The 24,613-nt window shown below is 72.5% G+C and carries 22 protein-coding genes and 2 pseudogenes; 14 read left to right on the forward strand and 10 right to left on the reverse strand.

Annotated features, from left to right (window positions below):
- Window positions 1-80 precede the first annotated feature (80 nt).
- The 4 genes and pseudogenes from LWJ43_RS05740 to LWJ43_RS33030 all read left to right on the forward strand — a co-directional run bounded on the left by LWJ43_RS05740 (window position 81) and on the right by LWJ43_RS33030 (window position 4,032).
- Window positions 81-476, forward strand: a complete 396-nt coding sequence (locus tag LWJ43_RS05740; RefSeq protein WP_277331199.1) for a VOC family protein — start codon at window positions 81-83, stop codon at window positions 474-476.
- Between the two features lie 436 nt (window positions 477-912).
- Window positions 913-3,327: an endonuclease/exonuclease/phosphatase family protein gene (locus LWJ43_RS05745; RefSeq protein WP_277331200.1), complete on the forward strand. Its 2,415-nt coding sequence runs from the start codon at window positions 913-915 to the stop codon at window positions 3,325-3,327.
- Between the two features lie 42 nt (window positions 3,328-3,369).
- Window positions 3,370-3,708 (forward strand): annotated as a pseudogene (locus LWJ43_RS05750) (beta-L-arabinofuranosidase domain-containing protein); the annotation flags it as partial.
- A gap of 117 nt (window positions 3,709-3,825) precedes the next feature.
- A complete protein-coding gene (locus tag LWJ43_RS33030; protein ID WP_462100939.1) occupies window positions 3,826-4,032 on the forward strand; it encodes a hypothetical protein in 207 nt (68 codons plus the stop codon).
- On the opposite strand, the pseudogene LWJ43_RS05755 reads toward LWJ43_RS33030, so the two are convergent.
- The 3 genes and pseudogenes from LWJ43_RS05755 to LWJ43_RS05765 form a co-directional block, all read right to left on the reverse strand.
- Window positions 3,959-4,861 (reverse strand): annotated as a pseudogene (locus LWJ43_RS05755) (alpha/beta fold hydrolase); the annotation flags it as partial. The gene LWJ43_RS33030 and the pseudogene LWJ43_RS05755 sit on opposite strands and share 74 nt — an antisense overlap.
- Window positions 4,862-4,879: 18 nt before the next feature.
- Entirely contained in the window at window positions 4,880-6,154 is a 1,275-nt protein-coding gene (locus LWJ43_RS05760) for a beta-ketoacyl-[acyl-carrier-protein] synthase family protein (RefSeq protein WP_277331202.1), read from the reverse strand.
- Window positions 6,151-6,384 (reverse strand): acyl carrier protein, encoded by a 234-nt coding sequence (locus tag LWJ43_RS05765; RefSeq protein WP_277331203.1) that lies wholly within the window; start codon window positions 6,382-6,384, stop codon window positions 6,151-6,153. Before LWJ43_RS05765 ends, LWJ43_RS05760 begins: the two co-directional genes overlap by 4 nt.
- 249 nt (window positions 6,385-6,633) lie before the next feature.
- On the opposite strand from LWJ43_RS05765, the gene LWJ43_RS05770 reads away from it, so the two are divergent.
- The 4 genes from LWJ43_RS05770 (at window position 6,634) to LWJ43_RS05785 (ending at window position 10,005) form a co-directional block, all read left to right on the forward strand.
- The gene (locus tag LWJ43_RS05770) at window positions 6,634-7,077 is read left to right on the forward strand and encodes a nitroreductase family deazaflavin-dependent oxidoreductase (protein WP_277335820.1); all 444 of its coding nucleotides are present in this window, start codon (window positions 6,634-6,636) and stop codon (window positions 7,075-7,077) included.
- A gap of 136 nt (window positions 7,078-7,213) precedes the next feature.
- Window positions 7,214-7,945, forward strand: coding sequence for a nitroreductase family protein (locus LWJ43_RS05775; protein WP_277331204.1), 732 nt, complete (start codon window positions 7,214-7,216; stop codon window positions 7,943-7,945).
- Window positions 7,946-8,161: 216 nt separating this feature from the next.
- Window positions 8,162-9,703: a peptidoglycan-binding protein gene (locus LWJ43_RS05780; protein ID WP_277331205.1), complete on the forward strand. Its 1,542-nt coding sequence runs from the start codon at window positions 8,162-8,164 to the stop codon at window positions 9,701-9,703.
- 137 nt (window positions 9,704-9,840) lie between these two features.
- A complete protein-coding gene (locus tag LWJ43_RS05785; RefSeq protein ID WP_277331206.1) occupies window positions 9,841-10,005 on the forward strand; it encodes a hypothetical protein in 165 nt (54 codons plus the stop codon).
- A 96-nt stretch (window positions 10,006-10,101) separates the two neighbouring features.
- Here the strand turns inward: LWJ43_RS05785 and LWJ43_RS05790 are convergent, their stop codons facing one another.
- The 5 genes from LWJ43_RS05790 to LWJ43_RS05810 all read right to left on the reverse strand — a co-directional run bounded on the left by LWJ43_RS05790 (window position 10,102) and on the right by LWJ43_RS05810 (window position 16,873).
- Entirely contained in the window at window positions 10,102-11,241 is a 1,140-nt protein-coding gene (locus LWJ43_RS05790) for an XdhC family protein (RefSeq protein ID WP_277331207.1), read from the reverse strand.
- 41 nt (window positions 11,242-11,282) lie between these two features.
- Window positions 11,283-12,740, reverse strand: coding sequence for an NCS2 family permease (locus tag LWJ43_RS05795; RefSeq protein ID WP_277331208.1), 1,458 nt, complete (start codon window positions 12,738-12,740; stop codon window positions 11,283-11,285).
- Between the two features lie 223 nt (window positions 12,741-12,963).
- Complete coding sequence (locus LWJ43_RS05800) at window positions 12,964-15,381, reverse strand: xanthine dehydrogenase family protein molybdopterin-binding subunit (protein ID WP_277331209.1); 2,418 nt, start codon at window positions 15,379-15,381, stop codon at window positions 12,964-12,966.
- Between the two features lie 2 nt (window positions 15,382-15,383).
- Window positions 15,384-15,980 carry a (2Fe-2S)-binding protein gene (locus LWJ43_RS05805; RefSeq protein ID WP_277331210.1) on the reverse strand — a complete coding sequence of 199 codons (597 nt, stop codon included), beginning with the start codon at window positions 15,978-15,980 and terminating at the stop codon, window positions 15,384-15,386.
- Between the two features lie 2 nt (window positions 15,981-15,982).
- Window positions 15,983-16,873, reverse strand: a complete 891-nt coding sequence (locus LWJ43_RS05810) for an FAD binding domain-containing protein (RefSeq protein ID WP_277331211.1) — start codon at window positions 16,871-16,873, stop codon at window positions 15,983-15,985.
- Between the two features lie 290 nt (window positions 16,874-17,163).
- Here LWJ43_RS05810 and LWJ43_RS05815 point away from each other — a divergent pair, with 290 nt between their 5' ends.
- Together LWJ43_RS05815 and LWJ43_RS05820 are read left to right on the forward strand one after the other, a co-directional pair.
- Window positions 17,164-18,879, forward strand: coding sequence for a PucR family transcriptional regulator (locus tag LWJ43_RS05815; RefSeq protein WP_277331212.1), 1,716 nt, complete (start codon window positions 17,164-17,166; stop codon window positions 18,877-18,879).
- 192 nt (window positions 18,880-19,071) lie between these two features.
- Window positions 19,072-19,857, forward strand: coding sequence for a hypothetical protein (locus LWJ43_RS05820; RefSeq protein ID WP_277331213.1), 786 nt, complete (start codon window positions 19,072-19,074; stop codon window positions 19,855-19,857).
- 43 nt (window positions 19,858-19,900) lie between these two features.
- Here the strand turns inward: LWJ43_RS05820 and LWJ43_RS05825 are convergent, their stop codons facing one another.
- A complete protein-coding gene (locus tag LWJ43_RS05825; protein ID WP_277331214.1) occupies window positions 19,901-20,647 on the reverse strand; it encodes a GntR family transcriptional regulator in 747 nt (248 codons plus the stop codon).
- A gap of 144 nt (window positions 20,648-20,791) precedes the next feature.
- Here LWJ43_RS05825 and LWJ43_RS05830 point away from each other — a divergent pair, with 144 nt between their 5' ends.
- Both LWJ43_RS05830 and LWJ43_RS05835 read left to right on the forward strand, forming a co-directional pair.
- The gene (locus LWJ43_RS05830) at window positions 20,792-21,640 is read left to right on the forward strand and encodes a (2Fe-2S)-binding protein (RefSeq protein ID WP_277331215.1); all 849 of its coding nucleotides are present in this window, start codon (window positions 20,792-20,794) and stop codon (window positions 21,638-21,640) included.
- 204 nt (window positions 21,641-21,844) lie between these two features.
- Entirely contained in the window at window positions 21,845-22,930 is a 1,086-nt protein-coding gene (locus LWJ43_RS05835; protein WP_277331216.1) for a DUF2637 domain-containing protein, read from the forward strand.
- Between the two features lie 3 nt (window positions 22,931-22,933).
- On the opposite strand, the gene LWJ43_RS05840 is transcribed toward LWJ43_RS05835, so the two are convergent.
- The gene (locus LWJ43_RS05840) at window positions 22,934-23,359 is read right to left on the reverse strand and encodes an ATP-binding protein (protein ID WP_277335821.1); all 426 of its coding nucleotides are present in this window, start codon (window positions 23,357-23,359) and stop codon (window positions 22,934-22,936) included.
- A gap of 237 nt (window positions 23,360-23,596) precedes the next feature.
- Between LWJ43_RS05840 and LWJ43_RS05845 the strand changes: the two genes are divergently transcribed.
- Window positions 23,597-23,995, forward strand: a complete 399-nt coding sequence (locus LWJ43_RS05845; protein ID WP_277331217.1) for a guanyl-specific ribonuclease — start codon at window positions 23,597-23,599, stop codon at window positions 23,993-23,995.
- Window positions 23,996-24,089: 94 nt separating this feature from the next.
- Complete coding sequence (locus LWJ43_RS05850; RefSeq protein ID WP_277331218.1) at window positions 24,090-24,479, forward strand: barstar family protein; 390 nt, start codon at window positions 24,090-24,092, stop codon at window positions 24,477-24,479.
- Window positions 24,480-24,613 lie beyond the last annotated feature (134 nt).

A 24,613-nucleotide genomic window follows, 5' to 3' on the forward strand; every position in this document is an offset into this window, starting at 1 on the left:
GTGCGGCCGGGGGGCGCGCCCGTCGGAGGCGGACGGTTTCGTTCCGGCGTGCCGTGCCCCATCGGGGGTAGCGATGGGGCATGACTGTCGGTAAAACGAGTGTGCTGGTCCTTGACTGCGCCGAGCCGATCGAGCTCGCGGACTTCTATGCGAACCTCCTCGACGCGGAGACGCGGATCGGCAGCGATCCGGACTTCGTCGAGATCGTCGGGAACACCGGTGTGCACCTGGCCGTCCGCCGCGACCACGGCTACGCGCCGCCGAGCTGGCCACGCCCGGAGGACTCCCTGCAGGCGCATCTGCGCATCCTGGTGAGCCCCGAGGACATGGACGAGGCCGAGCGCGAGGCGATAGGTCTCGGCGCACGGCCCGTGGACACGGGGGACAGCAACGGCGGTGCGCGTGACGTCCGGGTCTACAACGACCCGGCCGGGCACTCGTTCTCGCTGGCGGCGTTTCCCGTACTCAGGTCCTAGTGGCGGTCGGTCAGGAACACCGGGCGCGGCTTCGGGCGGGCCGTGGCGGGGGTCCCGCGGGGCCGCAGCGTCCATGACCGCGCGTGGACGGACTGCGACGTGCCGTCCGGTCCCGCGTACCTGTGGGAGGAGTCACGACCCGGCGCCGTCACCTCGGCGGGACCTCTGCGGGACCTCAGGGAAACGTCCCTGCTCGGCCCCGGTGCCCCCGATGGTCCTCGGGCCTCCGCAGGCCGTCGAGGGCGCCGCGCGCGGGGGTACCCGCGACGCGTGGCGGTGCGCGACGGCTGGTGGTGGACGGGGCCGGGTCGGGTCCGGGCCGAACTGGGGGGCGGGAGCGGGGTAATGACGCCGGGAATTAACCTCCGGTCTCTTGCCACGACGGGTCTACGCGCATAGTTTTTGGCCCCTCACTACACTTTTGGGGGCAGTTCCCGTGCACATAGCCAGACCCGGCTCCGCCCTGCTGGCCGGCGCCGTCGCCGTGACCCTCTCCGTGACCGCGCTGCCCGCCGCCTTCGCGGCACCGTCGTCGTCGGCCGTCATCTCCGAGGTGTACGGCGGTGGGGGCAACTCCGGCGCGACGCTCACCCGTGACTACATCGAGCTGGCCAACGGCGGCCCGAGCGCCTTCGGCCTGTCGGGCTTCAGCGTCCAGTACCTGCCGGGCACCCCTTCCGCCGGATCGCTGTGGCAGGTCTCCGAGCTGTCCGGCTCCGTCGCGCCGGGCGGCCGCTACCTCGTGGCCCAGGCCGCGGGTACCGGCGGCACGGTGGCCCTCCCGGCCGCCGACGCGACCGGCACGGTCGCGATGTCCGCGTCGAGCGGCACCGTCGCGCTCGTCTCCGGCACCACGCCGCTGACCTGCAGGACCGCTGCGGACTGTGCCGTCGACACCCGGATCGTCGACCTCGTCGGCTACGGCTCCGCCGTCGTGCGGGAGGGCAGCGGTGCCGTCACGGGCGCCTCTGCCACCGCCTCCGTGGCGCGCGGTGCGGCACTCGCCGACACCGACGACAACGCCGCCGACCTGACCGCGGGCACCCCGACACCCGTCAACGCCGCCGGTGAGACCTCCGGCGGGTCCGGACCGGGCGAGCCCGGCGGCCCGACGGAGCCCGGCACGGTGCGCGTGCACGACATCCAGGGCACGACCCGTCTCTCCCCGCTCGCCGGACAGCAGGTCACCGGGGTCCCGGGCGTCGTCACCGGCGTACGGACCAGCGGATCGCGCGGCTTCTGGATCCAGGACACCGCGCCGGACGCCGACCCGCGCACCGGCGAGGGCGTGTTCGTGTACACCGGTTCCACCGCTCCCACGGTCGCCGTCGGCGACTCGGTGCTGGTCAGCGGCAAGGTCGCCGAGTACTACCCGGCCACCGGCGCCCAGTCACTCACCCAGATCACCGCCCCGCTGACCACGGTCCTGTCCTCGGGCAACGCCCTGCCGGCGGCCGTCGTCCTCGACTCCTCCTCGGTGCCCGACGCCTATGTGCCGACGGCGGGCGGCGGTTCGGTCGAGGGCCTCGCCCTCGACCCGTCTGCGTACGCCCTCGATCTCTACGAGTCCCTCGAGGGCACCCGCGTCACGATGGCCGACACCCGGGTGACGGGTGCGACGACCGCGTACGACGAGGTCTGGGTGACGGTGAAGCCGCGGGAGAACCCCACCCGGCGCGGCGGGACCCTGTACTCCTCCTACGAGGACCAGAACACCGGCCGCCTCAAGGTGATGTCGCTGGACGCGGCGCGGCCCGTCCCGGACGCGAACGTCGGCGACGTGCTGTCCGGCTCCACCACGGGTGTCGTCGACTACGCGTCGTACGGCGGCTACAACGTGCAGGCCACCGAGCTGGGCACGCTGAAGGACAACGGCCTGGAACGCGAGGTGACGCGGAAGCAGAAGCGCAAGGAACTCGCCGTCGCCACCTACAACGTCGAGAACCTCGACGCGAACGACGCGCAGGAGAAGTTCGACACGCTCGCCCACGGTGTGGCCGTCAGCCTGTCGTCCCCGGACGTCGTGTCCCTGGAGGAGATCCAGGACGACAACGGCGCGGTGAACGACGGCACCGTGGGTTCCGAGGCGACCCTGAACCGCTTCACCGACGCGATCGTCGCGGCGGGCGGCCCCCGCTACTCGTGGCGCTACGTGGCCCCCGAGGACGGCCGGGACGGCGGCGAGCCTGGTGGCAACATCCGTAACGTCTTCCTCTTCAACCCCGACCGGGTCGACTTCGTGGACCGCGCGGGCGGCGACGCGACCACGGCGGTGAAGGCGGTGAAGACGAAGAAGGGCGCCACGCTCTCCGTCTCCCCCGGCCGGATCAACCCCACGAGCACGGCCTGGGACAGCAGCCGCAAGCCGCTGGTGGGCGAGTTCCGCTTCCGCGGCGAGTCGGTCTTCGTCATCGCCAACCACTTCGCGTCCAAGGGCGGCGACCAGTCCCTGCACGGCCGCTACCAGGAGCCGGCGCGCGGCTCGGAGACACAGCGGGTCCGGCAGGCGGCGGAGGTCAACACCTTCGTCACCTCGCTGCTGAAGGCGGACAAGTCGGCCCGGGTCGTCACGCTCGGCGACCTGAACGACTTCGCCTTCTCCCCCACCGTGCAGACGCTGACCGCCGGCAAGGTCCTGCGGCCGCTGATCACCACACTGCCCGTGGGTGAGCAGTACAGCTACGTCTACGACGGCAACTCGCAGACGCTGGACCACATCCTGACCAGCCCCGCCGTCAGCCGCTTCGACTACGACGTGGTGCACATCAACGCCGAGTTCGCCGACCAGGCGAGCGACCACGACCCGCAGATCGTACGGATCGACGTGAAGGGGAAGGGCCACCGGCACTGACCCTCCCGGGTGGCGGCCCCGGCCGGGGTCGCCACCCGGACCGCGGTCCGTATCGCTACCCTCCCCCGCATGACCGCCGACGGGGTCTGCGGGCAGCCTGAGATCGAGACCGCGCCGGTCGAGCTGTACCGGGAGACGGGGGAACGGCGCTGGCCGGCCCTGGCCTCGTACCTCGTCGACCGGCGGGGCCACGGCCTGCCGGTCGACGGCGGTAAGAGCTTCCCCGGCGCGGGCTACCGGCAGGACCACGTCCCCGTGCGTGAGGCACGGACCGTCACCGGGCACGCGGTGCGCCGACTGTACCCGTCGGCCGGGGTCACCGATCTCGCCGCCGAGACGGGGGACGCCGGGCTGCGGGAGACGGCCGTGCGTCTCTGGGACGGCTGGATGAGGTGCTCCTCGACGCGAGCACCGCTCTCGAGGCGGAGCACCGCCCCGGGCTGCTCGGCGGTGTCACGGTGGTGACGGGCGGGGGAGCTCACAGCGGTGCCGTACGCGGTGTGGGCGAACCGGGGAGCGGGGGCGATGCGGGTGTGGACGATGCGGGTGTGGATCCCCCTGGACCGACCGCCATACCCCGCACGCCGCCCTCGCTCCGACCGCCGCCCTCGCCACGCGTGGCCCGGGAGTCCTGACCGGCCCGGGTGCCCTGTGCCTGGTGCGGTAGCCGGGCGACCGTGCCCGGGCCGACGGGCTGGTCCGTGAGGAAGCGGGTCACGAGGGCGGCGACCTCGTCGGACCGCTCCAGCACGACCCAGTGGTCGGACTCCGGGAGGGTGAGGAAGCGGCTCCCCTCGATCGTCGCGGCGAACTCACGCTGCAGCTCGGGCGGTGTCACCGTGTCGTGCTCCCCGGCGAACACCAGCGCGGGTACGCCCGACAGCCCGCCGGAGAAGTCCGGCCGGTCCTCCAGCGCCCGCCGCAGCGAGTCGGCGGCGTGCTCCGAGTGCGCGAGCGCGTGCAGGAAGGAGCGCCGCACATAGCGCCGTGCCAGTTCCCTGCGGTGCACGTGCCGTTCCGGGTCCAGACACATCAGCCCGTCGGCGGCCATCGACGCGAAGCCCTCCGCGTCGCCCTCGGCGAGCGCCCGCGTCGCCCGGAGCCAGTACGCGCGCCGGTCCTCACCGATGTGGGTGGGGACGCCCCCGAGGACGAGCCGGGCGACGCGCCCCGGGTCGTGCCGCGCGCAGCCGAAGGCGATGGCCGCGCCGTAGGAGAAGCCGAAGAGGTTGACCCGTGAGGCACCGAGGTCGTCGAGGATCCCGGTGACCGCGGCGCGCAGGACCGGGGCGCTGGGGCCGGGCGGCAGGGGGTCCGCCGAGCCCATGCCGGGGAGGTCGGCGGTCACCACGTCGGCGACGGGGCCGAGGTGGTCGTCCATCTGGGGCCAGCCGAACATGCCTTGCAGCGCACCGCCGATGACGAGCACCGGTTCGGTGACGGGTGCTCCGCCGGCGGCCGGGTCTCGGGGCATCAGGCGGTAGCCGTACCTCACCCCGTCCACGGTCAGCGAGCGGATGATCTCCTCGGGCACGGTGCTCCTCGCTTCCCCTCAGGCCCTGCTGAGCACGAGCGCCGCGTTGTGACCGCCGAAGCCGAGCGACGTCTTGACGGCGTGGTCGAACGCAGCGTGCCGGGCCTCCTTGCTCACCACGTCGACGGGGATCGCCGGGTCGGGGGCGTCGAGGTTGCCGGTCGGCGGGACGAGCTGGTGCTGGAGCGCGAGGACGGTCAGGGCGGTCTCGATCCCGCCCGCGGCACCCAGGGTGTGTCCGGTCATGGCCTTCGTCGAGGTGACGAGGGGGTGTTCACCGAGGACGCGGCGCAGCATCGTCGCCTCGATGAGGTCGTTGGCGACGGTCGACGTCCCGTGGGCGTTGACATGGCCGATGTCGGAGGCGTCGACACCCGCGTCGGCCAGGGCGGTGCGCAGCGCGCGCTCGATGCCGAGGCCGTCGGGATCGGGGGCGACGGCGGAGTGGGCGTCGCTGGAGGCGCCGTAGCCGGCGACCCGGGCGCGGACGGTGGCGCCGCGGGCTCGCGCGTGCTCGGGCCGCTCCATGACGAGGAGGCCGGCGCCCTCGCCGACCACGAACCCGTCGCGGTGCGTGTCGAACGGGCGGCATGCGGCGAGCGGGTCGTCACGGCGGGTGGACACGGCCCGCATCTGGCAGGCGCTGGCGATCAGCAGCCGGGAGCGGACCGACTCGGCGCCGCCCGCGACGACGATGTCGCAGGCGCCGGTGCGGAGCATCTGGTGGGCCGTGCCGATGGCCACGGTGCCCGACGAGCAGGCCGTGGACACGGCCTGGCTCGGGCCGTGCACGCCCAGGTCCATGGCGACGCTGCTGGCCGCCCCGTTGACGACGCTCAGCGGGGCGAGCTTCGGGGAGACGCGGCGCACGCCGCGCTCGGTGAGGGTGGTGTGCTGCTCGTCGTAGAAGGGCAGGCCGCCGTGGGCCGAGCCGATGACGACGGCCACGCGGCCGCTGTCCCAGACCGAGGGGTCGAGCCCGGCGTCCGCGACCGCCTCACGGGCGGCGATCACGGCCAGCTGCGAGAAGCGGTCCATCAGGCGTTGCGCGGCGACGCCCAGGACGGCCTTCGTGTCCAGTCCGTCGACGGTGTACATGAAGTCGCAGGGCAGTCCCTCGAGTTCCGGCAGACGCGGTACCGAGGGGGCGAGCCTCGTGTCGCACACCCCCCGCCACGCCTCGGCGGCCCCGACGCCGGCGGCGGTGACCAGGCCGACACCGGTGACCGCGGCACCGAAGGGCTCGATGCCCGGCCGCCCGGACCTGCGGGCGAACGGCCCCGGGCCCGTCACGCGCCGGCCTTGCTGTGCACGGCGGCGACCAGATGGGCGACCGTGTCACGCGACGACAGGACGACGTCCTCCAGATCGACGTCCATCCGGTCCTCGATGAGGAGCCGGAGCTCCTCCAGGGCCAGCGAGTCCAGCCGCAGCTGCCGGAGCGGCACCTCGGGCCGGATGGCCGCCGGGTCGGTTCCGAACCTGGTGACGAGCAAGGCGCTGATCTCTTCCGAGGTGCTCATGGGACGCTCCTCCGCTCTCGGTACGCGGTGACGCCGGCCGCGTGGGGGGTGAGATGGCCATCGGGGACGCCGGCTGCTCGGGAGGGACCCTTTATACGCCTTCCGCGCCGTGGTTCCCGACCCCGTTCCCCCGTGAGGAGGGGGGACGGCCAGGTGTGCGATTCCGCCTCGCCGAGGTGGCGGGGTGACACCATGAGCCCGGCCGTACGGACGTACGGACACGAGGGCCCGACGGAGGACGAGGACGCCATGACGACGGAGCAGCACGACGGGGCGGTGCGGAGCAGCCCGGCCGCATGGGTGGCGGCGCAGGCCGAGTTGTACGAGTCGTCGGGCGGGACGAAGGGCACCACGCAGCTCGGTGTCCCCTGCCTGCTGCTGGACTACGTGGGACGGCGCAGCGGCGCCCGGCGCCGGACCGTGCTGATGTACGGGCGGGACGGCGACGACTACCTGGTCGTCGGGTCGAACGGCGGCTCGGACAGTCATCCCCTCTGGTACCTGAACCTGCTGGCCGGTCCCGAGGTGGACGTCCGGGTCGGCACGGAGCGTTTCCCGGCGCTCGCGGAGACGCTCCCGCCCGAGGAGAAGGAGCGGGTGTGGCCGCATCTGGTGGAGGTCTTCCCCCGGTACGCCGCGTACCGGGCGAAGACCGGCCGCGACATTCCGGTGGTCCGGCTCCGACGGCGCTGACCTGCGTGGACGGCAGCTCTCCTCCCCCGCGCGGGTCCCGGGGAGGGGAGGGAGGCCGGCGCGGCACGGAGCCGGGCGGGATCGGGGCTCCAACAGGGGTCCCCGCGCCGGGTCTTGAGCCGTAAACTCCGCGATCATGACCTTCGAAACGGTGCACTCGGACGCCCCCGCCCCTGACGGGCCCGCCCTCTTCCCGACCATGGCCACCATGCGCGCCATGCGCCGCCTCAAGCCGGACGCCGTCCCGGACGAGACGCTCGACCAGCTCGTACAGGCCGCGGTCTGGGGGCCGAGCGGCGGCAACATGCAGGCGTACGAGTACGTGGTCGTCACCGACCGCGCGGTGATGGCGGACCTGGCCCCGCTCTGGAAGCGCTGCGTGGACGCCTACCTCGCGACGACCGGCAAGCACGCGCCGAAGGGCATGGACGACGCGGCGTACGGGCGGATGGTGGCGGCGATCGAGTACCAGCGCGACCACTTCGCGGACACCCCGGCCCTGATCATCCCCTGTTACAAGTTCCCGGAGGCGCAGTTCGACGAGGAGGGCCTGGGGGTCTACGCCGCGTCGCTCGGCCCCGCGGGTCTCGAGCACATGTCGAACACGCAGACGCGCTTCCAGGCGCTCGCGGAGGGCTCCTGTGTCTATCCGGGCGTCCAGAACCTCCTGCTCGCCGCGCGGGCGCTGGGGCTCGCGGCCAATCTGACCATCTGGCACCTGATGCTGGAGCAGGAGTGGAAGAAGGCCCTGGGGATCCCGTCGGACACGCACACCTTCGCCGCCATCCCGGTGGGGTGGCCGCAGGGCAACTTCGGACCGGTCCGGCGCCGTCCGGTGGCCGATGTGATCCACCGGGACCGCTGGTAGCCGCAGCTGTGGGCCGTCACCCTCCGCCAGGGGTGACGGCCCACCCGGGCGGTCCAGATCGAGACCCCAACTCCATTGGAGTGAAGGGTAGTTGGACACGCGACGGCATCATTGTCCGGCTCTGGCCGGGTGGATAGCCTGTGCGGGCTCAGCGGCCCTCGGCCCATCCCACCGGGTCCGGAGGGCCCCTCCCTCCCCCACAGACCTGGAGCAGGTATGCCCCGACGTCCCGCCGGTCACACCCGAGGCCGCGCCGCCGTTCTGGCCTCGTTGACCGTCACCGCTCTCGTCGCCGGCCACCCGGCAGGCGCCGCCCCCGCCGACGCGGAGTCCATGAACCAGGCCTTCGACCGGGCCGCCGAGGAGTACGGCGTACCGCGCGACCTGCTCGCCGCCGTCGGCTACGGCGAGACCCATCTGAACGGCCACGCCGGGCTTCCCAGCCAGGACAACGGCTTCGGCGTGATGCACCTCGTCAGCAACCCCGCCAACCACTCGCTGGAGAAGGCCTCCGCGCTGACGGGAGAATCGACGGCGGACCTCCGCGAGGACACCGGGACGAACATCCTGGGCGGCGCGGCCGTGCTGCGGGACCACGCCGACACACTGGGACTGGACACGGCGGACCGGGCGGACATCGACGCCTGGTACCCGGTCGTCGCCCGCTACAGCGGAGCCGGGGGCGCGGTCGCCGCTCTCTACGCCGACACCGTCTACACCTTCCTCGCGCAGGGACTGCGGGCCACCGTGGCGGGAGGCGAACAGGTGTCGGTCACCTCCCGGCCGGTCTCCCCCGAGAAGGGCCCCTTCGCGAAGGCCGACATCACCGCCCAGAGCCCCGACTACCCTCCGGGCCTCTGGGTGGCCGCCAACTCCGCCAACTTCGCGACGGGGCGCACGGCGACGGTGGACAAGGTGGTCGTCCACGTCACCCAGGGCTCGTACGCCGGGACCATCAGCTGGTTCCAGAACACGGCCTCGAAGGTCAGCTCCCACTACGTGGTCCGCTCCTCGGACGGCCAGGTCACCCAGATGGTGCGCGACAAGGACACCGCGTACCACGCCAAGAGCGCCAACGCCTCGTCGCTCGGCATCGAGCACGAGGGCTTCATCGACGACCCGTCGTGGTTCACCGACACGATGTACCGCTCGTCGGCGGCGCTGACGAAGTACCTGTGCGACCGGTACGGCATCCCCAAGGACCGCTCTCACGTCATCGGGCACAGCGAGGCACCCGGCAACGACCACACCGACCCGGGCGCCAACTGGAACTGGACCTACTACATGCAGCTCGTCAAAGGCGCCACCGGTTCGGCCGACGGACTGAGCTTCGCGTCGTACACGACCCAGCAGAGCGGCTCGACGGGTTCCCAGGTGAAGGCCCTGCAGACGCTGCTCAACCAGCAGGGCTACGGGGCCGGCGCCGAGGACGGCGTCTTCGGCACCGCCACCGGCAACGCCGTGAGGGCCTTCCAGACCGCGCGCGGTCTCGACGCCGACGGCGCGGTCGGCCCGAGGACCTGGACCGCGCTGCTCTCGGCCGGCACCACTCCGGCCCTGGGCACCGGCGCCTCGGGCGACGCGGTGAAGCGGCTGCAACGGGCACTGACCGCGGCGCTGGGCAGAACCGTCGCCGCCGACGGGGCCTTCGGTGCGAACACGGCCCAGGCGGTCCGCGACTACCAGAGCTCGCGGAAGCTCTCGGTCGACGGCAGCGTCGGCCCCGACACCTGGGCAGCACTGCAGTCAGGACGCTGACCCTCCGCCCCCGCGCCCGCCCGTGTGCTCCGGAGCGCACCCGGAAGGAACCGGTACGCCTTCCCCCGCACGGCGCCCACCGGCGAGTCTGAGTCCTGTCGGCACCCGGCCGACAGGACCTGGAGGGCGGTCAGAAGATGGCTCGTACGCAGCCGAGGTGCGGAGCACTCACCCAGCGGGGGACGCGCTGCCGGCGGCTGGCGATGAAGGACGCCTCCCGCTGCGACCGGCACCGGGGCGACTGGTCGCAGTACACCGTCGCACGGCGCAAGGCACAGGAGAAGGCGGCCCGCGCCGGGTGAGGACGGCTGCCTCCGGGGGCGGCGCCGGTACGGAATGGGCCGATGAGCATCGACTGAACTTCCTCGGCTCTGCGCCGGACCCGGTCGCCGTCGGCTTCAGGCCACCGGAATCAGGGCGGGACCGCTCTCGTGATGGATCGGCGTGTGCGCGCCCTTCAGGGGCAGCCCCGTGCCACCGCGCCGGTCGGCGACGATCTCGGCCGCGATGGAGAGCGCGGTCTCCTCCGGCGTACGGGCCCCGAGGTCCAGCCCGATCGGCGAGTGCAGCGAGGCCAGTCGGCTCTCGGTGACACCCGCCTCGCGCAGTCGCTGGTTGCGCTCCAGATGGGTACGGCGGGAGCCCATCGCGCCGACGTAGGCGACCGGCAGCCGCAACGCCAGCTCCAGCAGCGGGACATCGAACTTCGCGTCGTGCGTGAGGACGCAGAGCACCGTCCGCGCGTCCACGTCGGCGGTGGCGAGGTACCGGTGCGGCCAGTCCACGACGATCTCGTCGGCGTCGGGGAACCGGGCCTCGGTAGCGAAGACGGGGCGGGCGTCGCAGACGGTGACGCGGTAGCCGAGGAAGCGGCCGGCCCTCACCAGGGCGGCGGCGAAGTCGATGGCCCCGAAGACGATCATCCGGGGCGGCGGGACGCTCGATTCGACGAGCAGGGTCAGGGGGCTGCCGCAGCGGGAGCCCTCCACGCCGATGACGAGCTCCCCGGTGCGGCCCGCGTCGAGCATCGCGCGGGCCTCGGCGGCCGCCGTGCGGTCGAGCCCGGCAGGTCCGCCGAGCCCACCCTCGTACGCGCCGTCGGCGTGGACGAGCAGGGGCCGGCCGAGCAGTTCGGCGGGCCCTTCGGTGACGCGGGCGACCGCCGCCGCCCGGCCTCCGGCGGCGGCGGCGAACGCGGCGGCGAACACCGGGCGCGCGGGGTCGTCCGCACGCACCGGGGTCACCAGGATGTCGACGACTCCTCCGCAGGTCAGGCCGACCGCGTAGGCGTCGTCGTCGCTGTAGCCGAAGCGCTCACGGACGGTCGCGCCGTCCTCGATCGCCTGCCGGCACAGCTCGTACACCGCGCCCTCCACACATCCGCCGGAGACCGATCCGACGGCCGTGCCGTCGCCGTCCACGGCGAGGGCGGCACCCGGCTGCCGGGGCGCGCTGCCGCCGACGGCCACCACGGTGGCCACGGCGAACGAGCGGCCCTGCCCGACCCACCGGTGGAGCTCCTCGGCGATGTCCAGCATGGTGTTTCTCCTTCTGGCCGATGTGCGGGGCGCGGCAGGCGTCAGCTGACGCCCAGCCGGCTCTCGATGGGATGGAGGGCGAAGTAGACGACGAAGACCACCGTCAGGACCCACATGAAGGCGCCGACCTCACGGGCCCTGCCCTGGGCGAGCTTGATGGCCGAGTACGAGATGACGCCCGCGGCGACACCCGTGGTGATGGTGTAAGTGAACGGCATCAGGACGACGGTGAGGAAGACCGGGACGGCGACCGACCGGTCCGCCCAGTCCACGTGCCGGGCGTTCTGCATCATCATGGCGCCGATGACGACCAGGGCGGCGGAGGCCACCTCGGCCGGCACGATCGCGGTGAGCGGGGTGAAGAAGAGGCAGGCGGCGAAGAAGAGCCCGGTGACGACCGAGGCGAGCCCGGTACGGGCGCCCTCGCCGACGCCGGTCGCCGACTCGACGAACACGGTCTGGCCGGAGCCTCCGGCCACACCGCCGATGGCACCGCCCGCGCCGTCGATGAACAGTGCCTTCGACAGGCCGGGCATGCGGCCCTTGTCGTCCGCGAGTTTCGCCTCCGTACCGACTCCGATGATGGTGGCCATCGCGTCGAAGAAGCCGGCCAGGACGAGCGTGAAGACGATCATGCCGACCGTCATCACACCGACGTCGCCCCAGCCGCCGAACTCGACGTCCCCGAAGAGCGAGAAGTCGGGCGCGGAGACCGCGCTGCCGCTCAGCTCGGGCGGGCCGCTGCTCCATGCCTTCGGGTCGACGTCTCCGACGGCGTTGACGGCGATCGCGCCCAGGGTACCGACGACGATGCCGATCAGGATGGCACCGGGGACGTCGCGCGCCTGCAGCATGAAAATCAGCAGCAGGGTGACGGCGAAGACGAGGACCGGCCAGCCGGCGAGCTCCCCGCTGGGGCCGAGGGACAGCGGGGTCGCGGTGCCCTGGTGGACGAAGCCGGCCTTGAAGAGGCCGATGAGGGCGATGAAGAGGCCGATCCCGATGGTGATGCCGTGCTTCAGGGCGAGCGGGATGGCGTTCATGATCATTTCGCGGAGGCCGGTGACGACGAGCAGGCAGATCACCAGCCCGTAGACCACACACATGCCCATGGCCTGCGGCCAGGTCATGGCCGGAGCCACCTGCGAAGCGAGCACGCCGGAGACGCTCAGTCCGGCGGCGAGCGCCAGGGGCACCTTGCCGACGAAGCCCATCAGCAGGGTGGTGGCCGCCGCCGCGAGGGCCGTGGCGGTGATCAGCCCGGACCGGCCGAGCAACTGCCCGTCGACGTCCTCGCCGCCGAGGATGAGCGGGTTGAGCAGGAGGATGTACGCCATGGCCATGAAGGTCGTGACGCCGCCGCGCACTTCACGTGCGACGGTCGATCCGCGTTCGGATATGTGGAAGTACCGGTCGAGCCGGGACCGTCCGGCGGAAACACGCGAGCCGGGGCCCGCGTCCTCCGCGCCTGTCCTGGGTTCCACGGACTGCTGGGTCATGTTGCCTGACTCCCAAGGTTCACAGGGGCACCCGCGTGGAGCTGTCGTGATTGCGGGATTTGGGATGACTGCGAGGCGCACGACCCGGGGGACGGCCCGAGGCGAACTCTTCGTACGGATGGTGCGGTCGGTGCGGTCAGGGGGTGACTCCGGACGGCGCGCGGCGCGGGGAAGTGTGACGTCCACGGCAGGTGCGCACCGCCCGGAGGGTCTTGAGGAGCCCTCAGGTGCCGGTGATGTGCTCGGGGCGCACCGGGGTCCTGTTGAGCTCCAGGCCCGTCGCGTTCCGGATCGCCGCGAGGACGGCCGGGGTGGACGACAGGGTCGGGGCCTCGCCGATGCCGCGCAGCCCGTACGGGGCGTGGTCGTCGGCGAGTTCGAGCACGTCGACCGGGATGGTCGGCGTGTCGAGGATGGTGGGGATCAGGTAGTCGGTGAAGGAGGGGTTGCGCACCTTCGCCGTCCTCGGATCGACGATGATCTCCTCCATGACGGCGACACCCAGCCCCTGGGTGGTGCCGCCCTGGATCTGGCCGACGACGGAGAGCGGGTTGAGCGCCTTGCCGACGTCCTGGGCGCACGCGAGCTCGATGACCTTGACCAGGCCGAGTTCGGTGTCGACCTCCACCACCGCGCGGTGTGCGGCGAAGGAGTACTGGACGTGGCCGTTGCCCTGTCCGGTGCGCAGGTCGAAGGCCTCGGTGGGCCGGTGGCGCCACTCCAGTTCGACGTCGACCGCCTCGCCCTCCAGCACGTCGGCCAGCGAGGCGAGCACCTCACCCCCGTCGGTGACGACCTTGCCGCTCTCCAGGAGGAGTTCGGCGGTGGCCCAGGCGGGGTGGTACGTCCCGAACTTGCGGCGGCCGATCTCCAGGACCTGTTCCCGGACGGCCTCACAGGAGTTCTTCACGGCGCCCCCGGTGACGTACGTCTGCCGGGAGGCCGAGGTGGAGCCGGCCGAACCGACCTGGGTGTCGGCGGGGTGGATGGTCACCTGGCTGACGCCCAGTTCGGTGCGGGCGATCTGGGCGTGGACCGTGACGCCGCCCTGTCCGACCTCGGCCATCGCGGTGTGCACGGTGGCGACCGGTTCGCCGTTGATGACCTCCATCCGCACCCGGGCGGTGGAGTAGTCGTCGAAGCCCTCGGAGAAGCCGACGTTCTTCAGCCCGACGGCGTAGCCCACACCCCGCACGACACCTTCGCCGTGGGTCGTGTTGGACAGGCCTCCGGGAAGGGCGCGTACGTCGACGGAGCTGCCGTCCGCGTCGGCCGACAGCCACTGCTGCTCGGGCGGCAGGGGCCTCGCCTTGACGCGGCGCAGCAGTTCGGCGACCGGGGCCGGTGAGTCGACGGGCTGTCCGGTGGGGAGCAGGGTGCCCTGCTCCATGGCGTTCAGCTGACGGAGTTCGACCGGGTCCATGTCCAGGGCGGCTGCGAGCTTGTCCATCTGCGCCTCGTAGGCGAAGCAGGCCTGGACCGCGCCGAAGCCGCGCATGGCGCCGCAGGGCGGGTTGTTGGAGTAGAGGGCGATCGCCTCGATGTCGACGTCCTCGACCACGTACGGTCCGACCGCGAGCGAGGAGGCGTTGCCGACGACGGCGGGGGAGGCGGAGGCGTAGGCGCCGCCGTCCAGCACGATCCGGCACTTCACGTGGGTGAGCTTGCCGTCCCTGGTCGCGCCGTGCTCGTAACGCAGCTTCGCGGGGTGCCGGTGGACGTGTCCGAAGAAGGACTCGAAGCGGTTGTAGACCATCTTGACCGGCTTGCCGGTGCGCAGCGCCAGCAGGCAGGCGTGGATCTGCATCGACAGGTCCTCGCGTCCGCCGAAGGCGCCGCCGACGCCGGAGAGCGTCATGCGGACCTTGTCCTCGGGCAGGCCGAGGACGGGGGCGATCTGGCGGAGGTCGGAGTGCAGCCACTGGGTGGCGACGTAGAGCTCCACACCGCCGTCCTCGGACGGCACGGCGAGGCCGGACTCCGGGCCGAGGAAGGCCTGGTCCTGCATCCCGAAGACGTAGTCCCCGGTGACGATCACATCGGCCCGCGCGGCGGCCGCGTCGGCGTCGCCCCGGACGATGGGCTGGCGGTGGACGATGTTGGGGTGCGGCACGTGCCCGATGTGGTGGTCGGTGCGGCCCTCGTGGACGAGCACCGCGCCGGGCGCCGTCGCGGACGCCTCGTCCGTGACGACCGGCAGTTCCGCGTAGTCGATACGGATCTTGGCGGCGGCGCGGCGCGCGGTCTCCGGGTGGTCGGCGGCGACGAGCGCCACGGGTTCGCCGTGGTGGCGGACCTTGCCGTGGGCGAGGACCGGGGTGTCCTGGATCTCCAGCCCGTAGTTCTTCATCGCGGCGGGCAGGTCGTCGTAGGTCAGCACGGCGTACACGCCGGGTGTGGCGACGGCCTCGCCGATGTCGATGGAGCGGATCTCCGCGTGCGCGACGGTGGAACGGAGGGTGTGGCCCCACAGCATGTCCTCGTGCCACATGTCCGAGGAGTAGGCGAACTCGCCGGTGACCTTGAGGGTGCCGTCGGGCCGAAGGGTGGACTCGCCGATGCCACCCCGGGTCTGGGAGCCCTGGGTGATCCTGGTGGGGGTGCCGGCCGGTACGGACGCGGCTCGTGGGTGCAGCGCCATGGCTATCGGACCGTCTCTTCCTGACGGGCGGCCGCGAGGCGGACCGCGTCGAGGATCTTCTCGTAACCGGTGCAGCGGCAGAGGTTGCCGGAGAGCGCCTCGCGGATGTCCTGGTCGGAGGGTGAGGGGTGGGTCTCCAGCAGCTCGTCCGCCGCGACCAGCAGGCCGGGGGTGCAGAAGCCGCACTGGACCGCACCGGCGTCGATGAACGCCTGCTGGATCGGGGAGAGTTCGGCGGCCTCGGCGCCCTGCTCGTCGGGGGGCCCGGCCTGTCGGCGCTTGGCCTGGTCGAGCGAGGTGCCGCAGGTGCCGGCGGCGCAGCCCGCTCCGGGGTGGGCGTCGTCGCGGTGCCGGGCGTAGTCCGCCAGCCCTTCGACGGTGACGATCTCGCGTCCTTCCGCCTGGCCGGCCGCGACGAGACAGGAACAGACCGGCACGCCGTCGAGGCGGACGGTACAGGAGCCGCATTCACCCTGTTCGCAGGCGTTCTTGGAGCCGGGCAGGCCCATGCGCTCACGCAGGACGTACAGCAGGGACTCGCCCTCCCACACGTCGTCGGCTTCCTGCTTCCGGCCGTTGACCGTGAAGTTCACTCGCATGATCAAGCAGCTCCTTCGAGGGCGCGTCCCGCTCCGCGGTACTGCTCCCAGGTCCAGCCCAGCGTGCGGCGGGCCATGATGCCGACGGCGTGCCGGCGGTAGGCGGCGGTGCCCCGTACGTCGTCGATGGGGTTGCAGGCCCCGGCGGCGAGCTGGGCGAACTGCTTGGCCACGGAGGGGGTGATGATCTTCCCGCTCTCCCAGAACCCGCCCTCCTCCAGCGCGGCGTTCAGGAAGTCCTCGGCCTCCTTCGCCCGGACCGGGGTCGGGGCGGCGGAGCCGATGCCCGTGCGCACGGTGCGGCTTTCGGGGTGGAGCGCGAGACCGAAGGCGCAGACGGCGATGACCATCGCGTTGCGGGTGCCCACCTTCGAGTACTGCTGGGGGCCGTCGGCCTTCTTGATGTGCACGGCCCGGATCAGCTCGTCCGGCGCGAGGGCGTTGCGCTTGACGCCGGTGTAGAAGTCGTCGATCGGGATCATCCGCGTCCCCCGTACGGACGCGGCCTCGACCTCGGCGCCCGCGGCGAGCAACGCCGGGTGGGCGTCGCCTGCGGGCGAGGCGGTGCCCAGGTTGCCGCCGACGCCGCCGCGGTTGCGGATCTGCGGCGAGGCGACGGTGTGCGAGGCGAGGGCGAGCCCGGGCAGCTCGGCCCGCAGGTTCTCCATCACGGCGCTGTACGGCACGGAGGCCCCGAGACGCACGGTGTCCGGGCCCACCTGCCACTCGGACAGCTCACCGATGCGGTTCAGGTCCATGAGGTGTCCGGGCCGCCGGTGGTCGAAGTTGATCTCGACCATCACATCGGTGCCCCCCGCGATGGGCACGGCCTCGAGGTGCTCGGCCTTGGCGGCGAGCGCCTCCTCCCAGCTGGCGGGGCGAAGGAAGTCCATGAGTGGCTCTCTTCTTCTCGGTCGGGTCGTTCGGCTGGGGCTGGGGACGGCCGGCCCGCCGGCCTGCCGCCCTTCGACGGAGGCCGTTGCTGTGTTGTTCACGTGGTGTGTGGCCCAGTACACAAGCCTTGCTCCACTCGGTGCAGTCACCGAAACCATGAAGGAATTGGCTGGTCCCCGTCCCCGTCTTGTAGATTCGAACGAATGGCGGGTCCCGGTAACCTCACCGCAATTCACAGGAGACCTCCGCCGTCCCCACGCACCCACGAAGAGATCGGCGGCAATCGACGATGCGGCTGCGCGCACTGCTGGACACCGAGGCGCTGGGCCTGCGGCTGCTCGGCGGCGAGGACGAACTGGACCGTTCGGTCCGGGGTGTCATGACGACCGACCTGCGCGACCCCAGCCGCTATCTCTCCGGCGGCGAGCTCGTCCTCACCGGACTGGCGTGGCGTCGGGACGCGTCGGACTCCGAGCCCTTCGTACGGCTTCTGACGAATGCCGGGGTGGCGGGTCTGGCCGCGGGTGAGGCGGAGCTCGGGGCCGTGCCCGACGATCTGGTCGAGGCGTGCCTGCGGAACCGGCTGCCGCTCTTCGCGGTCAACGAGACCGTGGCGTTCGCGACGATCACCGAGCACGTGGTGCGCCAGGTCTCCGGCGAGCGGGCCGGGGACCTCGCGGCGGTCGTCGACCGCCACCGCAGGCTGATGACGTCGGGCCCGGCGGGTGGCGGCCCGGAGGTGGTCCTCGACCTGCTCACCTCCGACCTGGACCTGCGCGCCTGGGTCCTGTCCCCCACGGGCCGGCAGATCGCCGGAGCGGGTGAGGCCCTGCCGCCGCGGGTGGGCGCGCAACTGGCCGGCCTGCACCTCGCGGCGACCCGCACCGGCCGTCCGGGGCCGCACCGCGCCGAGGTGGACGGCACCGCCTACGCGCTGTTCCCGATCCGGAACGCCGGCCGGGCGGCGCTGCCCGCGGCGTCCCGCGATGTGCGCGAGTCCGTGCTCTCGGACTGGCTGCTGGCCGTGGCGGCGGACGCCGGGGACTGGCCGGCCGCCCGGCTGGACCTCCTCCAGGGCGTCACCCAGCTGATCGCGGTCGAGCGGGACCGCCGCGACGCCGCGCGCGCGGTGCGCCGCCGACTCGCCCAGGAGGTCCTGGAACTGGTCCAGACGGGCGCCGCCCCCTCCGAGATCGCCGCCAGGCTGCGGGTGGCCGCCCCGGTGCTGCTGCCGGGGCTGGGCACGGCGCCGCACTGGCAGGTCGTGGTGGCCCGGGTCGAGTGGGCTCAGGAGGACGGTCGGACGCCGGGAGGACAGGCCGCCCAGGCACTGCTGGAGGAGATCCTGGTCGACCCGGCGGTGACGGGCCCCGACTCGGCGGACCGGATCGCCGTGGCGTACACGGGCGAGGAGGCCGTCGCCCTGGTCCCGCTGACCGCGCTCGCCTCCCCGGGCCCCGAGGAGGCCGGAGCGTCGGAGGGATCCGGCGCCCCGGGTCGGCAGGACGCCGCGCTGCACGCCGACGCCCTGCTCGACACCGTGCGGGCGCCGCTCTCCGCCGGCCTCGGGGACGACGGCAGGCTGACACTGGGTGTCAGCGCGGCCGTGCATTCCGCCGAGGGCCTGCGCGGCGCTCTGGAGGAGGCCCGGCACGCCCGCCGGGTCGCCGCGGCCCGGCCGGGTCCGGTCTGCGCGGCGGGCCACCACGAGCTCGCCTCGCACGTCCTGCTGCTGCCCTTCGTCCCGGACGACGTCCGCCGCGCCTTCACCGCGCGGCTGCTGGACCCGCTGCGCGAGTACGACCGGCGGCACCGCGCGGAGCTGATCGAGACCCTGGAGGCCTTCCTCGACTGCGACGGTTCCTGGACCCGCTGCGCGGCCCGGCTGCACCTCCACGTCAACACACTGCGCTATCGCGTCGGCCGTATCGAGCAGTTGACGGGGCGTGACCTTTCGCGCCTCGAGGACAAGCTCGACTTCTTCCTCGCCCTGCGTATGAGCTGACGTCCCGGGCCTGTCACAGCCCTTCGGGGCTCCAGGTGATTGTGAAATCTTTCACCTGACATTGATCCCACCTCTTGGCCCGGCGTGCCATTCCGTGCTGAGATGCGCGCAGACCCTGGCCGACCGGCGCGAGCCGGCAGGCCTCCACAGCTCGATGGCGCGCTCGGGGAGGGCAATGTGGCGCATACCGCCATGTCTGGTTCCGGAACGACAGCAGATGACGATCCGCCGCTCCAGACCGCGGTATGGCGGCTGCGCTCACGAGCCTGCTGGACCGACGCGGCCGCGCTCCTCGGGCCGCAGGCGGCCACCGACCCTGCGGCCGCGCTCCAGCGGACCTCACTGCTCACCGAGCGGTGTCTCTACACGGGCGCCGGCTGGACGGACGCCGAGGACGCGCTGCGCTCCGCCGAGGCCCTCGCCCAGGACGACTCCGAGCGCGGGGCGGCCGCCTGCGAGCGCGGCTACCTCGCCTACGCCTCGACCCTGCTCGGCGCGCGCGACAGGGCCGACGAGGCCAGCGTGGCGCTCAGCAGGGCCGCGGCCCTGCTCCCGCCCTCCGCCCCGGGCCGTCCGCTGCTGGACTTCCGCCGGGGCCTGATCGCGCAGAACATCGCCGACTCCCCCGAGTCCGCCCGCACCGCCTACCGCAGGGCGCACGCCGGTGCCGCGGCCCGGGGCGACGAACTCCTGCTCTCCTTCACCTGGCGGCACATCGCGTCGCTCGCCCTGCGCGAGGGGGAGCTGGCGGAGGCCCGTCACGGGTTCGCGGAGTCGCTGCGGATAAGGGAGGAGCTCGGCTATCTCGTGGGCACGGCGCCGGCGCTCATCTCGCTCGCGGACGCCGAGCCGGAACCCGAGGCGGCCGCCCGGCTCCGCGCGGAGGCCGGCCGGCTGTTCCGGCTGCTGGGCGGGGTACCCACCTGGCTCGCCCCACGGCTGGAGCCGCCGTCCCCGGAGACGGCCGAGGCGAACTGACGGCACGGACCGCCGGGCGGGAGCCCGGCGGCTCCGGCCGCCGTCAGACGTCCGCGCCGTTGAAGTGTTCGCGGACGAGGGACTGCACCACGGTCAGGTCCCGGGCGATGAGCGCGTCGAGCAGAGCCGTGTGCTCCGAGGCGTCCGCGAGGAGCTCGGCCCGGCGGCCGACGGGACTGTTGACGAGGGGCCACTGGGAACGCCGGTGGAGGTCGTCGGCCACCGACACGAGCTGCTGGTTGCCGGACAGCGCGAGCACGGCACGGTGGAAGGCGCGGTCGCTCTCCGCGTACGCGGCCCGGTCGCCGACCGCCGCGGCCGCGACCGTGGCGTCGGCGAGCGGGCGCAGCGCGCACCAGCCGGCCGCCGGGACGGTGCGGGCGAGCCGCAGCATGACGGGGACCTCGATCAGCGCGCGCACCTCGGCGAGCTCCGCCAGCTCCCGGGGTCCCCTCTCGCTGACCCGGAAGCCGCGGTTCGGCACGACCTCGACGGCGCCCTCGACGGCCAGCTGCTGCATCGCCTCACGCACCGGGGTGGCCGACACGCCGAAGCGGGCACCGAGCGCCGGTGCGGAGTAGACCTCCCCCGGAGCCAGCTCACCGCCGACGAGGGCGGCGCGCAGGGCGTCCAGGACCTGGCCGCGTACGGAGTGCCGCTGGACCACGCGGGGTGCGGGCGGTTCGCCGTGGGTGTGTTCGCCGCGCGCCTGTTCGGGCACGCGGACTTCGCCCGGGGTGCCCGCGGGCGCGTGCGGCCGCGCGTTCTCACGCGGTCTGCCCTGCTCCACGGGTGCCTCCTCCGGCCGTCGGGCCGGCTCGCGCGCGCCGGGCCCCCTGTGCACGATAGGCGGAGAGGGCGACAGTTCAAACACCGATCTCTTCGGGTAAGGTAAGGCTTACCTGCAAAAAGATCGTGATTCGGTGGTCCCTGAATGACCGTGCCCGCCCTGCTCACCGCCACCGCCCCGTCCCCCCTGACGGCGGCCTACGAACGTCTGGCCGAGGTCTTCCCCGGCCTGCGCGCCGAGGTGCTCGCCGACGACGTCGCGGCACCCTCGGGCAGCGGCTGGGTCGGTGCCGCCGAACTGGCGGCGGGCGGAGCCGTGCTGGACGACTTCCTGGCCTGGGACGACGCGCAGGTGCTGCGGGACTACGGCACGCGGGCCCGCCCCGACGTGGTGGCGAGCTTCGGACTGCACCGGTACGCCTGGCCCGCCTGCCTCCTGGTGACCCTGCCGTGGTTCACGCACCGCCGGGTGCCGCGTATCCCCGTCGCGGACGTCAGCTTCCACCGGGGTCTCGGCCATCTGACCCTCCGCGTCGCAGAGTTCGCCTGCCTGCCCGACGACCCGGCGGCCGGGACGCCGGCCGCCCGGGTCGTGTCCGACGAGGCGGCGTTGCGGGCCGAGGTCCTCGACGCCGTGGCGCAGCACATCGGCCCGGTGCTGGACGGCTTCCGGCCGCGCATGCGACGCGGGAAGCGGGCCCTGTGGGGCATGGCCACCGACGAGATCGTCGAGGGCCTCTGGTACGTCGCCCATCTGCTCGGCGAGGAGGGCCGCGCGATGAGGGAGCTGGAGCTGCTGCTGCCGGGCACCACCAAGCCCTATGTGGGTACGGCCGGCTTCCGCGAACTGACCGGCCCGAACGGCGAGTCGCTCCCGACGCGCGACCGCGCGAGCTGCTGCCTCTTCTACACCCTGCGGCCCGAGGACACGTGCGTCACCTGCCCGCGCACCTGCGACGCGGACCGCGTCCGGAAACTGACGCCCGTCACCTGAGGCGTACCGCCGCTCACACCACCCGGGCGGGGGACCTCGATGCGAACGTAACTCGCGCCATACGCCCGGGCATTCGAAAAGATTCCGTCCAACGATGAGCCCTGATGACCCAATGGCGTTCACTTGGCCCGAAATCCCCTGAGCGCGGCGAAAGTTCCGTCACGATGGCGCACGAAACGCCCTACGTGACGCAAGGGACCGCGCATGAGACTGACCGACATATCGCTTGACTGGCTGCTTCCGGGCGCCGTGCTGCTCGTGGGGGTCATGGCGGCGGTGACGGTGGTCGCGCGCGGCAGGCGCGCCGCTGAGAAGGCCGCGGCCGACGACAGCTGGGAACGCAGCGAGGAGCGCCGCAGGCGCAAGGAGGCGCTCTACGCCGTCGCCTCGTACGTCCTGCTGTTCTGCTGTGCCGCAGTCGCAGCAGCCCTCTCCTTCCACGGCCTCGTCGGCTTCGGCCGGCAGAACCTCGGCCTCTCCGGGGGCTGGGAGTACCTCGTACCCTTCGGCCTCGACGGGGCCGCGATGTTCTGTTCGGTGCTCGCCGTCCGCGAGGCCAGCCACGGTGACGCGGCTCTGGGCTCGCGGCTGCTGGTGTGGACGTTCGCCGGTGCGGCCGCCTGGTTCAACTGGGTGCACGCACCGCGCGGCATGGACCACGCGGGCGCCCCGCACTTCTTCGCGGGCATGTCCCTCTCGGCGGCGGTGCTGTTCGACCGCGCCCTGAAGCAGACCCGTCGTGCGGCGCTGCGCGAGCAGGGCCTCGTGCCCCGCCCGCTGCCGCAGATCCGGATCGTCCGGTGGCTACGCGCCCCCAGGGAGACCTTCGGCGCCTGGTCGCTGATGCTCCTCGAGGGCGTACGCACCCTGGACGAGGCGGTGGACGAGGTACGCGAGGACCGCCGGGAGAAGGAACAGGACCGGCACCGCCGGAGGGACCAGGCGAAGCTGGACCGGGCCCACATCAAGGCCCTGAACCGGCAGAACCGCGCCTGGGGGCGCGGCGGCCGCACCGGTCGCCAGATGGACGTCCAGGCCATCGCCCCCGCACCGGGAGGCGGCCCACCGGCCGTCGCGGAGCCCGCCATAACAGAGCAGGGACAACTGCCACTGCGACCCCGGCCATCCCTGCAAGCCGTCAACCCCCCGAAATCCAGGAGCACTTCGGCACAGAACACGAGCGGTGACCCCGCGACCGTCGACCTCACCACCGAGGACGACACCCAGGCCCTGCCCCGGCTCGATTCGCTGGAGCAGAAACTGAAGGACCTGGAGCAGCAGTTCGGCTGAGCGTCAGGCCCTCCCGGCGTTCAGCTCGAACCAGACCACCTTGCCCAGCGCCTTGACCGTGACTCCCCAGGAGTCCGCCAGGCTCTGGACGAGCAGCAACCCCCTGCCGTGCGTACCGTCATCGGCGTTCGGTACGTACGGCGCGGGTTCCTGCCCACCCGTGAAGTCACGCACCTCCACCCGCAGTCGCGCGGGCACGGACGTCACGGTGACCACCGCGCCGTTCCTCGTGTGGATCAGCGCGTTCGTCACCAGCTCACTCAGCAGGAGCTCCGCCACCTCGGCTTCCTCAGGCCGCCGGCGGCAGCGGAGGAACTCCCTCAGTGCGGCCCGCGTCTCCCCCACGGCCGAGAGGTCGGCATGCCCGACTCTGCGGTGCAGCCGCACCGGCGGGCTCTTCCTTCGCTTCGTCGTGTCCCCCGTACGCACGCTGAATCGTCCTCCCTGGTTTCCGTTCCATGACGTCATGTCTCGAACACCTTCATGGGATGCATGCCCTCACAGCGGAGCGGCCACGCGTCTCCGGGTGTCAACACATGAACGCGGTCTCCGGGATTCCGGAGGCGCCAGCAACTCGTAACATTTTCGTACTCACGGTTAACTTGCTGAAAATTCACACGCGTTGGCGTTAACGGATGGGGATCTACGCGCGTCATCATGGTGGGCATGCGAATCCCCCCACGGATCACCACGCTCGGCGGCGCAGCCGCCCTCCTGTCCGTCCTCCTCGTCGGCGCGCCGGTCACCGCATCGGCCGCGACGGCTCCCTCGACCACCGCGGTAGGCAGCGTCTGCTACTCGGCGCTGCCGTCCCAGGCACACGACACGCTCGACCTCATCGAGGCGGGCGGGCCGTTCCCGTACGAACAGGACGGCACCGTCTTCCAGAACCGTGAGGCAGTGCTGCCGAGTCAGGGCACGGGCTACTACCACGAGTACACGGTCATCACCCCCGGCTCCTCGGACCGCGGCGCGCGGCGCATCGTGACGGGCGAGGAGGCCGAGGAGGACTACTACACCGCGGACCACTACGCGTCCTTCGACCTGGTCGACCACGGCTGCTGACGCCGCCCCCGGACCGGTCCGCGCCGTAGTCCCCCACCTGCGGCGCGGACCATCGGACCGGTACCGGGAGAGAGCGCGCTTGTACGCTCCACGCATGACCGTGACGTATGTGATCGACGGCTCCGGGATCACCGGACTGGACAGCTTCTGGGACGTGATGGGTGAGGCGGTGAACGGGCCCGGTGGCTATTTCGGCCGCAACCTCGACGCGTTCGCGGACTGCCTGAGCGGTGGCTTCGGAACCCCCGAGGACGGCGCGTTCGTCATCGAGTGGCACGACCACTCGCGCTCCGCCCGCGCGCTCGGCCACGAGGAGACCGCCCGCCGGCTGGAGGGCCTGCTCCCCCGGGTGCATCCCACCAACCGGGCGCGCGTCGAGCGGGAACTGGCCGAGGCCAGGGCCGGCCGCGGGCCGACCCTCTTCGACGAACTGGTCGACATCATCAGGGACCGGGCAGGGCCCGGAGCACTGCGGCTGGTGTGAGGCAGGGGCGTCAGGGACGTGCCCTCGCCGGCGCGAGGGCGGACGTGCCCCCAGCCGGCCCAGCCAGGGCGTGGTGCCGGCCGACGGGGCACATCAGGGGCTTGCCGAAGACGTGCCGCGTGTACCTGGCCGCC

It is taken from the genome of Streptomyces sp. JH34 (assembly GCF_029428875.1).
GTDB lineage: Bacteria > Actinomycetota > Actinomycetes > Streptomycetales > Streptomycetaceae > Streptomyces.